Source organism: Olivibacter sp. CPCC 100613 (genome assembly GCF_036959255.1).
GTDB lineage: Bacteria > Bacteroidota > Bacteroidia > Sphingobacteriales > Sphingobacteriaceae > Olivibacter.
Window position 1 is genome coordinate 1 of the sequence record NZ_JAWMTI010000011.1, and the last position, 15,164, is coordinate 15,164.

Below are 15,164 nucleotides of genomic sequence, written 5' to 3' on the forward strand. Positions count from 1 at the left end.
CTGTCCGCTGAAATAATTACTTTTGTTCATACTTTTTTGTGTAGGAACTCAAAAGTATAAATCTTGGAGCAGTTCGATTAATTTCTACTGCTCCTTTTTATTTTTCCCCGGACACTAATGAATAAAAATAAAATCCATAATGATGAATAATAAACAAACCTACAAAGAAACGCATATTCCCATATTCAGGTTTTCGTTTCTTCTTTTATTGCTTACTCTATCTTTAGGAGCATGCAAAAAAACTACCGTTATCGAATATTATGAAGCCGGTAATTCAAATAATCCGGATGATGATGGCGACAGTGACAAGCCTATTGTAGATATTCAGGCAGGAAGTATCGCAACGAATACCACATGGTCTAAAGATACTGTTTATCGTCTGAATGGCTTCGTTCGTGTTGGTAGAGATAGTCGCAATACACAGAATCAACCCGCCATAGAAGGCGTAATTTTGACAATTGAACCAGGAACTATCGTAATAGGCGACCGAGAAACCAAAGGTACACTGATTGTTCAACGGGGAAATAAAATTATGGCTGAAGGTACCGAAAGCGAACCTATTATTTTTACTTCTGAAAGGTCGCCTGGCTTCCGCGAAGCGGGAGATTGGGGTGGAGTTGTACTTTGTGGAAAAGCGACCAACAACCAAGGTGAGGCGGAACTGGAAGGTAATTATGGCGCATGGCATGGCGGTCAGGATGAAGAAGATAACAGCGGTGTTCTAAAGTACGTTCGTATAGAATACGCAGGTATACCAATCAATCCAAATCAGGAGGTTAACTCTTTAACAATGGGATCAGTTGGACGTGGTACAACCATCGAATATGTGCAATGTTCGTATGGTTTGGATGATGCTTTCGAGTGGTTCGGTGGTTCTGTTAATTGTAAGTATTTGGTCGCATACCGCGGTCTTGACGACGATTTTGACGTTGATTATGGCTACCATGGAAATGTACAATTTGCAATTGCAATACGAGACGCAAATTCAGCGGATCAGTCTGGTTCCAACGGATTTGAAGTGGATAACGATGGTTCAGGAACAGATTCTAGCCCCTTTACATCGGGTACGTTTTCAAATATAACGATAATAGGTCCTAAAAAAGACAAGGACAAAACCATTTCCGTTCAATTTCAAAACGCGCTACATTTGAGAAGGAATAATAAGCTCAAAATCCATAACTCTATTTTCACTGGCTTTCCAAATGGGCTGTTCATTCAAGGCACCAATACGGCAGCAAATGCCGCAGCTGGAGAATTGGTTATGAAGAACTGCATCTTGGCAGGTGTAGAAGGTTGGGGTGAAAATGGATATGGTACCGGTGGATCTGTTAATTTTCCGAATCCAAAAGGAGAGGAGATTATTGCTGCCCAGATTGGAAGCCAAGATGCTTCAGCTTGGTTCAGGACAGAAGCATTCGGTAACGCAACCTATCCCAAGTGGACTGATCTTGGGATTGATCCAACAATATTTGATTTGAGTGAATCACCTCAGTTACTACCTACAACCGGTTCATTGCTACTTTCTGGAGCTAGCTTTCATGGACTGGAAGGACTCGAAACTGTAGAATATAGAGGCGCTTTTGGAGCCACTAACTGGACGCAAGGTTGGGCTAACTTTACACCTCAACAGGCAGTTTACTATTAGATTGCACGTTATAAGCCATAAAAAAGGAGTTCTACTTGAACTCCTTTTTTGTTAACTTTCTTTTTTATAGTATTATTGTTACCCACCTTTAGATGGTTTGTCGTATATCAATAATAAAGCTGTTCCGAAGGACGCTTTAATTTAGACTTATGAAACTAAAAACCGTTAACCTGCTCCTGTTACTCTTAACATCGCTTACGATTAGCGGCCAAATAACAAAATAAGCCGCCCGTCCAAACTTGTCGTAGGAATCGTGGTAGATCAGATGGGTTATGATTACCTATATAGGTTTTACGAACGTTTTGGTGACAATGGATTTAAAAGGTTTTTGAAAGAGAGCTTTTCGTAAGACAACCCCTAATATTAATTATGCCCCTACAATATATACAGCAGTAGGGCATATAACGGTTTACAGCGGCAGTATGCCCGCTATTCATGGTATTACTGGCAACGATTGGATCAGGAAACGGGTGAAAATGTCTATTGTACCGATGATGAGACAGTGAATAGTGTGGGGACTGTGAATAATAGCGGAAAAATATCATCTAAAAGTCCGTTGACTTCAACAATTACCGATGAACTCCGTTTATTTTCCAATTTTCGGTCTGATGTAATAGGAATTGCGCTGAAAGACCGTTCTGCAATATTACCAGCTGGGCATTTTGCCAATGCAGCCTATTTGTACTATGGCGGGACTGGGAACTGGGTAAGTAGTAGCTTCTATATGAAGGTGCTACCTGTTTGGGTCAAAAGTTTTAACAATAGGAAATTGGCAGAGCAATTATTGGCGCTGCACATAATAATCTCTACTTTGCTGCACATACAGGAGCCCAACGGTAATATTGGAAAACCTATCGAAGAAGTAATTAAAAATTGATTGAAATTCATTTTTAGTATTATGAGCACTAATATTTCTTAGTGCTTTTTTGCATATCTATTTTTTTATCGTATTATTGCGATAATACGATTTTTGCTTAAAAACTTGATTGACAATATATATCAATGATATGAAATGCGATGTAATAGGAATTTGGCACGAAAAAAAAGGTAAACTTAAAGGGTTTGTATATAAGCGCTCGCCCCAATATTTGAATCCTGAAGAGATCATGAACGAAGTTTTGGTGAAAATGTATCTCTATTGTCTTAAGAAAGCAGATATTAAAAATATTGAATCTTGGCTATGTCAGATTGCGAAGAATACGATTTACGATTATAAGAAAGACGCCACAAGGTTTACAGAGCTGCAACCGGAATCACCGGCAATCGGCTGGCCGTCGATCGAAACCCATAATGCCCGACGATGGATAGAGCCACTTTTACAACTAATTCCGGTAAAATATGCCGAACCGGTAAGACTTGCTGACCTTGAAAATATCCAGCAAAAGGCAATCGCAAAAAGCCTTGGTTTAACGCTTACAGCCACGAAATCAAGAATACAAAGGGGAAGAAAGTTACTGCGGCAAAAATTTTTGGAATGCGGTATAATAGAGAAAAATGAAACCGATAACTACATATACACCGTAACGGAGCCATGTTGTTTAGCAAAAAAATAATTTTTTTTGCGTCCTATTGAAGTTTGCTAAGTCTAGTAAGTATTAAACAACTATTTATTATTATGGACAACGTAAAAGAATCAGTAAAACTGTTAGATGTAAAGTTAATTCAAGTGGACATGCAGATAGAAGGAAAAAAGAGCTGCACAACCTGTGATAAGGTTCATACAATGCTCCTAAACGCCGTAAAATTTTTAGAACCTGTTTTCCGGAAGCTCGACGTACATTTGGTGCTTAATAACCTTTTTATAACGACCATTGATGAAGCTGAACATTTGGGAATAAGTTCCTCTCCAACAATTAGAATAGGCAATACTTCCCTGTATCCAGAACATATCTCAAGTAATGGAGAAGAACGCCAATGGTATTGGAAGGGTGGGGTTTCCACAGAACCTACAGAACAAATGTTTATCGAACTGATTTTTCGGGGATACTTGAATACCGATAGTCAGAGCGAAAGACAGGAGGTTTCTCCTTATGTGAAAAAATTTTTAAAGCAAACTAATTCATCAAACTGTTGTAGTTTGATGTAAGATTTAGGAGAAGCATTAAAAGGCTTCTCCTTCAAAAATGTTATTCTTGTTTAAGCTGTTTTGAAACAAGGGCAGTTCCGGGTTTTATTTCATCGGTTGCCCTGGCCAGCAGGGTATCCCCCTCGCTAAGGGGACCAAAAATTTCGATACCATCCCCCATACTGATGCCGTTGCGTACATCTACCCATTCCGCTTTTCCATTCCGGAGCCGGATAACAAAACGTTTTTCCTGGTTGGTAACAACGGCTGCCGGCGGTACCTGAAAACCGGATGCTTTTCTGCCTAATTTCAGTATAGCAGTGGCCAACATACCGGATTTCAACTGATTATCACCATTGGGATAGAGAAATTCCCATATTTCAGTTCTGTTGCTGAGGTTCAGGGCTCCGGCTTTGCGAGCTAGTTTTGCCTTATATGTTACATCAGGTTGGGCATCCACTGTAAAATCGATGGAGGGTGTTTCCAGGTTAGTTGCCGTATAGGCCTCCGGTATAGGAACTCTTAGACGGAGTGTATGAATATTCTCTACGACCAACATAGGTGTCGTATTATCTGTTCCGATCAAGGTGCCGGGATCAATATTACGCTGGGTGACAATACCCGAAAAAGGGGCGCGGATCATAAGGTAATCTTTCAGTTGCGCATAGGCATTTGTTTTTGATCTGCTTGCATTTAACGAAGCACTATCGGCCTGCATCTGGTTCTTTGCTTTTTCCAGTTCACCGGCAGCTACCGTACCGTCTACACGGGAAGCATTTAAGATGCGTTTATAGGCGTCCAGGCTCGCCCGGTACTTAGAACGCGACATTTCTATGTCAGCGCTCGCTTGCGCATAATTGGCTACCATTTCCGGAGCTTCCAGAACAGCCAATAGCTGCCCCTTGCTTACCCTATCGCCAATATCCACTTTTATGTTTTTTACATAACCACTCACTTTGGCAAATATCTGTGCCCGCTCAAGCGGGATCAGCTCTGCCGGAAAGCTAAGCTGTTTATTTACGGTATCTTTTTGCAGGGTAAATACCGCGACAGTGTCCATGCGGTCTGTTGTTTCAGTTTTGCTGTTATCAGTATGCCGGCATCCCGCCAGAAACGTAAAAGAGGATAACGCAATCCCTATGGTTGAATACAAAAGTTTCATTGTAAGATTTTTTATTAAAAGTGATTTTCATTGCCTGTTTCATAATATCTGCTCTCCTTATCTCCCGGATGCAGTGACGGACTTTGATAGCTCTTTCTGCCCATCATCCTTGCATAGATGGCCGGTAGGAAGACCAAGGTGCTGATAGTGGAAGAAATAAGCCCTCCGATTACAGCAATACCCAATGGCGACGTCTGGTCACCACCTTCTCCCAGACCAATGGCCATCGGCACCATTCCGGCAATCATGGCCAGGCTCGTCATCAGTATCGGGCGCAGGCGATTGGCAGCGCCCGTAACGGCAAAACCTGGACTTGACAGCTGCTTCCGGTGCTGTTCGCCATTGGTGATCAGCAAGATTGCATTGGCTACGGCAACACCGACCGCCATGATCGTTCCCATATAGGATTGTATATTCAGGGTCTGACCGGTTAGCAACAGTAGCAGTACCGAACCGGCTATAACGGCGGGTATCACCGACAGGACTGCCAACGAAAGGCGGAACGACTGGAAGTTTACGGTAAGCATCAGGAAGATCACGACGATCGCAATCAAAAGTCCGCCCTCCAGCTCACCCATGGTCTGTTCAAGTAAATCCGCTTGTCCCCTCAGCATGATCTTTACACCCTGTGGAAGCTCGCCCAATGAACCAATGGCTTTTTTTACATCTTTAACTGCCGACCCCACATCCTTTTTAAAAATGTTTGCTGTGATGGTAATAAACCGTTGCTGATTGATACGGTCATATTCACCCGGAGAAGTAATTCTCTCCGATGTGGTTACATCCCTTAAATAAATCGGGGTGCCGGATGGCGAAGTAACCGGTACCAGTCCTAATTCGGCACTGCTATTGATACGGTACTGCGGATATTCCACCTGCACCTGATAGGCGGTACCCGTACTTTTGTCGAGCCAATAATTGGGCTGCGTAAAACGGCTGGAGGAGGTGGCAGCCACCATTGATCTGCTGATCTGGCCAACTGTTAATCCCAGTTGCCCCGCCTTTATCCTGTCGATATTCAACTTGATCCCGGGATATTCCAAGGGTGTTGCGATCTGCACGTCCCGTAAGTAGTCGATTTCCTGTAGTTTCGCATTCAGCTTGGCAGCGACCCCCTGGCTTTGAGAAAGGTTTTTGCCCATTACAGCAATTTCAATTGGATTGGAGGAACCCAGGTTCACCACCTGTTCCACCATATCGCCGGGCTCAAAGGAGAGTGTTGCTGTTGGCAGCACCTGCTTGGCTGCCCGGCGGAGCGCCTCTTTAAAATTTTCGATAGGCATGTCGGCTTCCCTGTCCAATTTTATCTTGGTAACCGATTCATGTGGCCCGCTGGTCCATAAATGTAGCAGGTTTACGGGGTAACTGGAAGGCTGTACGCCTACGAAGGCAGAGGAGATCTCAATTCCCCCCTTTGTAATGCTGTCGGCCAGATGCAATAGCTTCTGCGTGGCCTCTTCGGTTCTTTCCACACGCGTTCCGGTGGGTAACCGCAGCCGCACCTGTGCTTGCCCGGCATCGGTTTTGGGAAAGATCTCCGTTCCCAATAGCCAGAATCCCCCGGCCAATAATACGAAAGACAACAGAAGATAAATGTAGGAGATCCAAGATGTTTTTTCCACAAAGCTCTTCAGCCAATCTTTATAATGTTGCCGGAAGCGATTAAAACCTCCCGCTGTTTCGGCTTCTCCTTCCGGAGGCCGATCCTTGAGCAGCCAGTGGGAGAAAACAGGTACCAAGGTTTGGGATAAGAGGAAGGAAGCGATCATCGCAAAGCCTACTGCCAGCGATAAAGGAAAGAACATAGCACCGGGGACACCGGACATGAACAAGGCAGGCACAAATACTGCAATCACACAGAGTAGGATAAGCAACTTTGGTAGTGCTATCTCTCGACAGGCATCCCAAATTGCTTTGGCCTTTGATTTACCCAGCTCCTGGTGATGATGGATATTTTCAATGGTAACTGTCGATTCATCCACAAGTATGCCGATGGCAAGGGCTAAGCCCCCCAAGGTCATTACATTGAGGGTCTGCCCAAAAATCTTCAGGAAGATAACGGCAGACAGCAGTGCCAATGGAATGGTGATGACGACAATGAATGCGCCACGGATATCCCGCAGGAACAGGAGTACCATCAGGCCGGTCAATAGCGCACCTAGAATCCCCTCTGTCGTTAAACTATTTAAGGAGTTGATTACATAGCCTGATTGGTCAAAGGCATAGGTTACCTTGATATCTTCCGGAACAGCTGCCTGCATGTCCGGTAGCGCCTCTTTTACGCGCTGCACCACCTCCCAGGTGGCGGCGTCTGCGCGCTTCGTAACGGGAATATAAACCGATCTTTTTCCATCGATCAGGGCATAGCCTGTTGTTACATCAGCCCCAAGCTCCACATTCCCAACATCGCGGACATATACCGACGGGCCGGCCCCCATCTTTAAGGGAATATTTTCCAGTTCCTTAATATTTTCGACGACGGCATTTTGTGAAGTAATCAGGGTTTTATCTCCTTCCCGGATATTCCCCGCAGGTGTAATGCTATTGGAGGCTGCCAGAGCCTGTACCACCTCATCCGGCGATAGGTTATAATTTCTGATCTTTTCGGGATCAACTTTTATGATAACTGTTTTTTGATTTCCTCCAAAAGGTGGCGGTGCCGATACGCCGGGAAGGGTGGAAAACATGGGTCGTACCTTGAACAGCGCCAGATCCTGTATCTCGCCAAGTGAGCGGGAATCGGAAGTGAATACCAGCTGCCCTACCGGCACACTGCCCGCATCAAAACGGGTGACAAATGGAGGCACGGTGCCGGGCGGCATGAAAGCCCGCGAACGGTTCACATAACCTACCACTTCGCCCATTGCCTGGCTCATGTCGGTACCTTCGTTGAACTGTATCTTGATGATGGAAGCCCCTTGAACCGACTTGGATTCTACAAACTTTACGCCGGTAACATACAGAAAATGATATTCATAGTATGAGGTAATAAAACCTTCCATCTGTTCGGGAGAAAGGCCTCCGTAAGGCTGGGCCACGTAGATCGTAGGAAGACCCATTTTGGGAAAAATGTCGATCTTCATGGTCCGGACGGTAAGCCATGAAAAAAAGACGATCGTAATAAAAAACACCACTACGGCCAGTGGCTTACGCAACGCTAATGCTATTAATCGGATCATAATATATCTTATTCTTAATTAGCTTGGTTCAAAAACAAATTCAGGTCGCCATTTACCGCAGCTTTGTACAGCAGAGCCTTCCAAGCGGCCATATAGGCCGTCTTGTTATCTGTAGCTGCTTTTACCAGTGCATACTGTGCCTGCACCAGATCCGCAAAGTTGGCCAGTCCCGAGCGGTACCGGGATTGCAGGGCCTTATAAGAGAAAATGGCCGATTCATGGAATAGAGGACTTTCATTCGCCATAGCCAGCGCTGTATTCAAGGTTGTATCTGCCAGCTCATTTTGTTTTCTAAGTTGCAGGCTAAGCTCTTTCAACCGCTCTTCGTTCGACCTGACCAGCAGGTCCTGCTGTTGTACCTGCGACTTTATTTTAGCAAACTGTAGGATGGGAATATTCAGTTGCAGTCCCACCCCGTAATTATATCGCTGAAAAGCGAGTCCTTCTGTCGATTTTACTGCACCATCATAACCAATCCCCGACCCCCTTGCATAGGCGGTACCCCATACTCCGAGCGTGGGCATGGCGGTTCTGGACAATGTCTTTTTCCTTGCTTTACTCAATTCAACGTTCGAGCTGTATAATGACAGCATCGGGTTCTTCATCTCCGTTGATCTGACTGCGTCGGCCGGTAACCGATTAAAGTACATGGTATCAGTAAACGAGGGGAGGCTATCAGTTGCCAGAAGCTCTGCAAGGGTAATGATGACCTGCTCTTTGTTCTTCCGGCTAGCCAATAACTCTACCTTGGCTCTCGATACCTCCGCTTTTAACAGGGCGGTATCCACGCCGGGTTTAATACCATTTACTACCAATGTTCTTGCATTGGATAAGTTAGCGTCAGTGCGGGCAAAATTCTCCCGCTGTACCTTTTCCAGTTCGATCGCTGTCAGTATGTCCAGATAGGCATTTACCACCTTGATCTTATGCCGAAAGATTTCATTCTCCGCATCGGCCTCCGCATATTGAACTCCTGCCTTTGCAAGGTCTATCTGTGACTGCCGGCGGCCGAATGTCAGAGGTTCCCAGTTCAGTAACAGGCTGGTCGCGCTACCAAACACACCATTGTAATCGTTACCTGTCGATGGAGGACCGCTTATGGGGACAAGGAACTGCGGATAGGCCATGCCGGTAATATTATTGTAGGTGGCATAGTTTGCCTGGTATGAGGCATCCAGCGTGGGGACCAATGTGCTCTTTTCGGCACTTACCCCTTTCTGTGCGGACTGCACATCTAACATTTTTGCTTTCAGCAACGGATAATTGGCCGCAGCCACATCCAACAGCTCCTTTAATGTTGTACCGATGGGAATCTCCTGTGAAAACCCGCTCTGTAGGCCTATCAGCAAAGCAATGGAAAGCTGGAGTGACCTTAACAGATATTTATACATAATCGTTCGTATTTATAGTGATCATCTTAATTATTAAATCAATCCCAGTCCCAATGCCACTGCCAGCAATACGATCATGAAAGTGACCATCTTCTGGATAAAGGGAAGTGTTATTTTTTTTAACAGCAGGTTCCCCGAAAAGGCTCCTATAAAAGCTGCCAGGGTAGCTACCATCAGTAAGGGTAGATTTTCATGGATTCCCGAGCTTAAGTATTGCCTGAAATAAACCGACAGCCTGGAAAGATCGACCAGGCAGGCAATAATTACTCCGGTTGCAACGAAAGATTCCTTGGAGAGCCCTGCCTTAATAAGAAAGGCACTGCGCAAGGCTCCTTGGTTACCCGAAAGACCTCCAAAAAAACCGCTAATTAGGCCGCCTATCATCATTTTATCTTTTCCGAACTGAAGTCGCTTGAATCTCGGAAGCACTTCCATTAAAGCGAAAACGATCAGCAGTACACTGATAATCATCTTTACAGAGGTTATATGAAAAGTTCTGCTTCCTATAGCATAGGATAATAAGGGCTGCTGGTGGGCAATACGGAGCAACAGGTAGGCACCGATAAATGCACCGATAATTGCCGGGATGCCAAAACGGAATAAAGTTGCCTTATCGGCCTGTTTGCCCGTTAAAAAAAACTTAAAAACGTTGTTCAATAAGTGAACAACTCCTGTTAGTGCAATAGCAATATCCACGGGAAAAAAAATGGCAAATATCGGCATGAGGATCGTGCCGAGCCCGAAACCGGAAAAGAAGGTAAGCAAAGATACCAGCAAGCTACAGATACCGATGATGAGCAGTTCCATGGTAATTCTCTACTAGTGTGTAAACCGATAGTCTACCGACCATTTACCCCCGCCCTTGATCAGTAGGAATATACCGCCGAGTAACATCGCCCAGTCTGTTCTGCTGCCATGCAGCATCTCCCAGAAGCCATTATCTGCCAGTACGGCTGCTTTGGTGGTGGCTATAGCAACCAGCATAATCGTAATGAGCGGAATAGCTGCTAGACGGGTGGTCATTCCGAGGAGCACCAGGATACCACAGGCTATTTCAAAGGTTCCCACAAAAGGACCAAAAAATTCCGGATCAGGAATTCCTATTTTGACAAATCTTCCCGATCCCAGTTTATCGGCAAACAGAAACTTCTGTATTCCTTCAGAAAGGAAAACTGCACCAACCATCAGGCGGATAATAATGGTTGTTTTTGCAGCATCGGTCTGTATTATTCTTCGAAACATATTTATTTCTTTAAAGGTGATTATCGTTCATTGAACGGCTTGCTTATTATAGTTTTCTAATAAAGAGGCTACCTTTTACAACAATGCCTTTTTCCAGACCTTTTTTCTTCAGTTTCCGCTTGTTTCTTTTTGGCACAATCGTAGAATGTAATTGGCGCAGTCAACACGAAGGAAAACTATTGGTCATACATCTATTCTTTATAGCTGATATGACACAAATTTCATATAATAAAAGGGTAACTTACGGTATACCTGAAAAAAGTATGGTACTAGTTAAGTGTTGAGCGAAATTTCTGAGGGGTGGAGCCTGTAATCCGTTTGAAATATTTAACAAAGTGGGAGACATCTGTAAAATTGAGCTGCAACGAAATTTCGGTAATGGTCTTATTTGTATAATGAAGTAAACGTTTTGCTTCACTCACTACAAACTCATTCAAGATGTCAGTTGCCGGTTGATCAACGGCTTTCCGACAGGCAGCATTCAAATTCTGGGGAGATGTTTTCAATAATTCGGCATAATGCTGCACGGTGTTTTTAACGACCGGATTGGTGCTCAATAGATAAACAAAGGATTGATATAAATTGGAGTCGATACCGGCTTTACCCGTGATGGGATCTGCAACTTCGAGGATCATAGCCAGCAGCGCTTTCAGTAAACCTTCGATCACTTGGAAGATATATTTGCCTTCCCGTTCACTTGCCGCAGTCAGCTGTTGAAAAAGAGTTTGGATGGGAGCATCATTTACGATCGTTACGCTACTTAACATACTGAATTTAGTAATCAGAAATTTCAATTCAGCATCTAGGCACCTTTCAGCAAATTCCTTTTTTATGATAATGACATAGCCATCCGGTTCGCTCTCCAGCTCCCAGTAGTGCACTTGTTCTCTACGGATAAAATACACAATCGGTGGCTTTACTTCAAACCTTCGGGAATCAATATAATGAGAACCGCTGCCCTGTGACAGGAAGAGAATTTCGAAATAATTATTGTGTTTATGCGGTGTAGTCTTTCTGATCTCCTTCTTAAACGGCGCAATCTTTATGGGCTTCTTATTTTCGCTTTTGTCTTTTATCTGAAATCTGTCTTCCATTATCTATTGAATATTCCGGGAAAAGTACACCATCTGTTCCGGATGAAAGTACACCAGTGCAAGGGGTCAATAGTCTGCGCAGCAGTGCCACTGGATTTTCAAAGTTAATGATTTTTTTTCTTCCTCATAGACTTGCCCTGTAAGGGCAAGCGGTGTGCCGAAGCTGTCAATCTGTCCATTATCGCATCGGCCAGTGTAGGCTCATCGATAAAGTTATACCATGCCTCCACGGGCAGTTGGGAAGTGATAAATGACAGAACTGTTGCCGTATCTATCTTCCAGTATATCCAATAAGGCCAATCTGGTATCGGCATCTATTGATTTCAGTCCGAAGTCATCGAGTATCAACAATTTCTGGTTGGATAAGGTTTTTATCCACTTCAGGTAGGTCCCGTCAAGCCTTGTCTGGGTGACCGTATCCATGAAACGGTTCATACTGAAATACATTGTCCGATACCCCAGCAGACACGCTGATCGCCCCAGTGCACATGCAAGAAAGCTTTTACCGGATCCGGTAGCTCCCGTTATCAGCACATTATCGCCTCTTTGGATAAAAGCTCCATCCGAGAGCCGGAGCACCTGTTCACGGGTGATCCCTCTTTCCGGGTTACAGATAATCTCTTCGGGCAGTGCATTATAGCGCAGACGGCTTGCTTTCAGGTATTTCTGTGTTCTTGCATGGTCACGGTATTCTACTTCGGCCTGTACCATGGAGGCCAATAGTTCATGCACATCCTGCACTTCGTGCACGGGCAGTGCGCTTACCGCCTCGTAACGTCTGGCCATCCCGGCCAAACGGAGCCCTCTGAGCTGTTCGATAGTCTGATCTGTATTCATTTGCTATTTTTATGTTATTGTTTTATTTATATTCTTCCGCGCCCCGGATATTATCATGTAGGGGTATGGTGTATTGTTTGGGAGCGTCTTTTTTTTCAAGCAGGTCCATATTGTTGTCCAATATGTTCTTTATGGCCATATAATTGAACCGCTGCCCTTTGAGCGCTCTTGCGCAGGCAGACTCTATACGCTCCGGATAGATAGCGGCCAGACGCATCAGTCCCTGACAGGCCTGATAGGACTGGTCTATAATGAGCTTGCTGTCCATAACCTTTTGGAAGTACTCGCGGGTAGCAGGGCCATATTTTTCCGCTTTTGCCAGGTAATAATCGGGGTCCCACGCCAGACGTTCGTGCATGTGCCGGTGGTTTTCCGGCATATGGTCTTTATCGGTCGTATAGCCATGTTTTTTATAGCTGCGCCCGTGCAGGGCAATACGCTGACCCGTATGATATATTTCCACCGTATCGGTGCAGTAGATGATACGCACCTCCTTTCCGATATAGCGTGCCGGTACGCTGTAGAAGTGCCAGTCTTCGCCCACCACCACGTGGTAATTGCGCTGCACCTTGCCTTTTGTATAATGTTTGGCAACAAAAGGTACCCCAGCTAAGGGCTGAAGGGCGTGTTTTTCCTGATCCATAAAAAGTTCCCTGCGGCTGAATGTCCGGCGCTGGAAGTTTTTGTCGTGGTGTTCCGCTAACTTTTGCTTTATGGCACGGTTCAGGTGCGATAGGGAGGTGAAGGTCTCGTTGCGCAGGGGTGCATAGATGCGCTGATAGGTGATCTTTACGGTGTTCTCCACCGATGGCTTATCCTTAGGTTTTGCCGGACGTGAGGCCAGCAGGGCTATGTTGTTGTGGTTTGCCCACTGTTGGAGCATATCGGTGAACTTCGGCTCGTAACGGTTGGTGCGCGATACCCACTGTTTCATATTATCCGATTTGGCCGATAGCGGGGCTCCCCCGAAATAGTCCAGGCAATTGTTAAGGGCACGCAGTACCTGGGGCAATGTGGCATTGGGAAGTGCCTCTACATAACCATAGCCACTGAAGGGCAGTACGGCCACGAATACGGGGCACGCTAATAGCTCACCGCTTCCGGTATCCACATAGTGCAGCATATCACCGGCAAAGTCTACCTGCAGCATTTTGCCCGGTTCATGCTCAAAGTGCATGGTGGCACCCTGCGAACGGATATGTTCCTGCAGCAGTTCGCAGAACCTCGAATACTGGAAACCATCGGGATAATCCCGGATATATTCATGCCATAACAGCTGGCGTGTAACGCCCACTTTGCGCAGTTCCGAAAGCATATACGGGAACAGCGAGTCCAGCTCGGACCGCCTGGGATCTGTTTGCTCACGGGGTGCTTTATCTGTATTCAGGTAAACTTCAAGCTCACTGTCTTCAAAAAGTAGCAGTTCGGAAAAGCTCAGCCCGCTGTCTTTAAAACGGCCCAGATAACCGGCAACCGTACGTCTGTTGACACCGACTTCCCTTTCTATGGACCGTTGGGAATAACCGCGGTCCAGGAACAACAATATCTGTCTTATCTTGTGCATGCTGAGAGGTTTGTTTGCCATATCGTAAGGTAATCTTGTCGATCCCTAACTTATGCAATCCTATTAAAACTCCCAGTGGTGCACTTTGGCGCGGAATTATTGGTGTACTTTGTGTCGGATTGGCAGTCCCTGTAACACTCAGGGAAAAATCAACCTAAACCTAAACAGCTAGTCAACCTTGCTTATAAACTGGTGTACTTTGCCCCGGAATCACTGGTGCATATTGGTGCGGAAAAGTGGTGTACTTTGGTGCGGAATATCCAATCTATAGAGATTTAAATCATAAAGATCTTTTTAGTATGTAAACTTTAAGTAACAGTATATTGATCTCACGAAACTTTAGAATTTTAGCTACAACTTATTCGAATACGAAATCTTACCTGAAACTCCCTATCGAATAACTGTAAAGTTAATTGGTTTAACATCGTTGATCATTACTGGCCAGCCTATAAAAATACCAATTTACAATAAATTGCTTTGATTTTTCGTTTTTGGCTGATTTTTTCGTATTGAATAAACTATAGTCTGACGAATTGATTATTGGGGTTACTTGAAAGTGTTTTAATGTATGAACCGGATTAGTGGATTGAGTCATACGTTATCAGTGGAAGTTTCTTGTTTACATTGATTTTTCCAAGTAATAATTTTCGATTTTATCTCCCAGACAAGTGGATCTTTTTCATTAAGGGAATACAACCGTTCACAAAGAGCTCAGTGCCAGTTTTCCATCGCGGCAATAGTGGTCGGTCCGAATCGGTAAACCGCATCCGATTTTCCGTAGTAACAACAATATATATCCATATACGGAAAAACGACAGGCCTTATAATATTCAATGTGAAACCGAGATTAAAGAAGGAGCACTTATCCAATAAGAGGTTAGAGTAGGTTATTTTCATTGTTTGGAAATTCCCTATGTCGGAGACTAAAATATTAATTTTAAAATTAGAAAGCAACATAGTTTCATCACTTTTAGCTTCGTAATGT

14 protein-coding genes are annotated in these 15,164 nt (G+C 44.6%); 5 read left to right on the forward strand and 9 right to left on the reverse strand.

The genetic code is table 11. The features are described from left to right. The first annotated feature begins 139 nt into the window (after positions 1 to 139). From RYH73_RS23710 to RYH73_RS23730, 5 genes are all read left to right on the forward strand, one after another. Positions 140 to 1,645: an Ig-like domain repeat protein gene (locus RYH73_RS23710; protein WP_187340839.1), complete on the forward strand. Its 1,506-nt coding sequence runs from the start codon at positions 140 to 142 to the stop codon at positions 1,643 to 1,645. Positions 1,646 to 2,025: 380 nt separating this feature from the next. Further along, entirely contained in the window at positions 2,026 to 2,151 is a 126-nt protein-coding gene (locus RYH73_RS23715; RefSeq protein ID WP_335316098.1) for an alkaline phosphatase family protein, read from the forward strand. Then, on the forward strand, positions 2,100 to 2,522 hold the full coding sequence (locus RYH73_RS23720) for a hypothetical protein (RefSeq protein WP_255501758.1): 423 nt from the start codon (positions 2,100 to 2,102) through the stop codon (positions 2,520 to 2,522). The genes RYH73_RS23715 and RYH73_RS23720 overlap by 52 nt, the downstream gene beginning before the upstream one ends. Before the next feature lie 130 nt (positions 2,523 to 2,652). Continuing rightward, on the forward strand, positions 2,653 to 3,198 hold the full coding sequence (locus tag RYH73_RS23725; RefSeq protein WP_187340838.1) for a sigma factor-like helix-turn-helix DNA-binding protein: 546 nt from the start codon (positions 2,653 to 2,655) through the stop codon (positions 3,196 to 3,198). A 62-nt stretch (positions 3,199 to 3,260) separates the two neighbouring features. After that, positions 3,261 to 3,731, forward strand: coding sequence for a DUF2703 domain-containing protein (locus RYH73_RS23730; protein WP_187340837.1), 471 nt, complete (start codon positions 3,261 to 3,263; stop codon positions 3,729 to 3,731). A gap of 40 nt (positions 3,732 to 3,771) precedes the next feature. On the opposite strand, the gene RYH73_RS23735 is transcribed toward RYH73_RS23730, so the two are convergent. The 9 genes from RYH73_RS23735 to istA all read right to left on the reverse strand — a co-directional run bounded on the left by RYH73_RS23735 (position 3,772) and on the right by istA (position 14,179). Next, on the reverse strand, positions 3,772 to 4,872 hold the full coding sequence (locus RYH73_RS23735; RefSeq protein ID WP_187340836.1) for an efflux RND transporter periplasmic adaptor subunit: 1,101 nt from the start codon (positions 4,870 to 4,872) through the stop codon (positions 3,772 to 3,774). A 14-nt stretch (positions 4,873 to 4,886) separates the two neighbouring features. Then, positions 4,887 to 8,051 (reverse strand): efflux RND transporter permease subunit, encoded by a 3,165-nt coding sequence (locus RYH73_RS23740; protein WP_187340835.1) that lies wholly within the window; start codon positions 8,049 to 8,051, stop codon positions 4,887 to 4,889. A gap of 14 nt (positions 8,052 to 8,065) precedes the next feature. Beyond that, the gene (locus tag RYH73_RS23745; RefSeq protein WP_187340834.1) at positions 8,066 to 9,442 is read right to left on the reverse strand and encodes a TolC family protein; all 1,377 of its coding nucleotides are present in this window, start codon (positions 9,440 to 9,442) and stop codon (positions 8,066 to 8,068) included. Positions 9,443 to 9,475: 33 nt separating this feature from the next. Next, positions 9,476 to 10,249 carry a sulfite exporter TauE/SafE family protein gene (locus RYH73_RS23750; protein WP_187340833.1) on the reverse strand — a complete coding sequence of 258 codons (774 nt, stop codon included), beginning with the start codon at positions 10,247 to 10,249 and terminating at the stop codon, positions 9,476 to 9,478. Between the two features lie 12 nt (positions 10,250 to 10,261). Then, positions 10,262 to 10,684, reverse strand: a complete 423-nt coding sequence (locus RYH73_RS23755; RefSeq protein ID WP_187340832.1) for a DoxX family protein — start codon at positions 10,682 to 10,684, stop codon at positions 10,262 to 10,264. Positions 10,685 to 10,953: 269 nt separating this feature from the next. Then, positions 10,954 to 11,778, reverse strand: coding sequence for an AraC family transcriptional regulator (locus tag RYH73_RS23760; RefSeq protein ID WP_187340831.1), 825 nt, complete (start codon positions 11,776 to 11,778; stop codon positions 10,954 to 10,956). A gap of 104 nt (positions 11,779 to 11,882) precedes the next feature. Beyond that, positions 11,883 to 12,092: an ATP-binding protein gene (locus RYH73_RS26725; protein WP_370525678.1), complete on the reverse strand. Its 210-nt coding sequence runs from the start codon at positions 12,090 to 12,092 to the stop codon at positions 11,883 to 11,885. Beyond that, entirely contained in the window at positions 11,992 to 12,615 is a 624-nt protein-coding gene (locus RYH73_RS23765) for an ATP-binding protein (RefSeq protein ID WP_222852211.1), read from the reverse strand. Before RYH73_RS23765 ends, RYH73_RS26725 begins: the two co-directional genes overlap by 101 nt. 22 nt (positions 12,616 to 12,637) lie before the next feature. After that, positions 12,638 to 14,179, reverse strand: coding sequence for an IS21 family transposase (gene istA, locus RYH73_RS23770; RefSeq protein WP_222852210.1), 1,542 nt, complete (start codon positions 14,177 to 14,179; stop codon positions 12,638 to 12,640). Between the last annotated feature and the right edge of the window lie 985 nt (positions 14,180 to 15,164).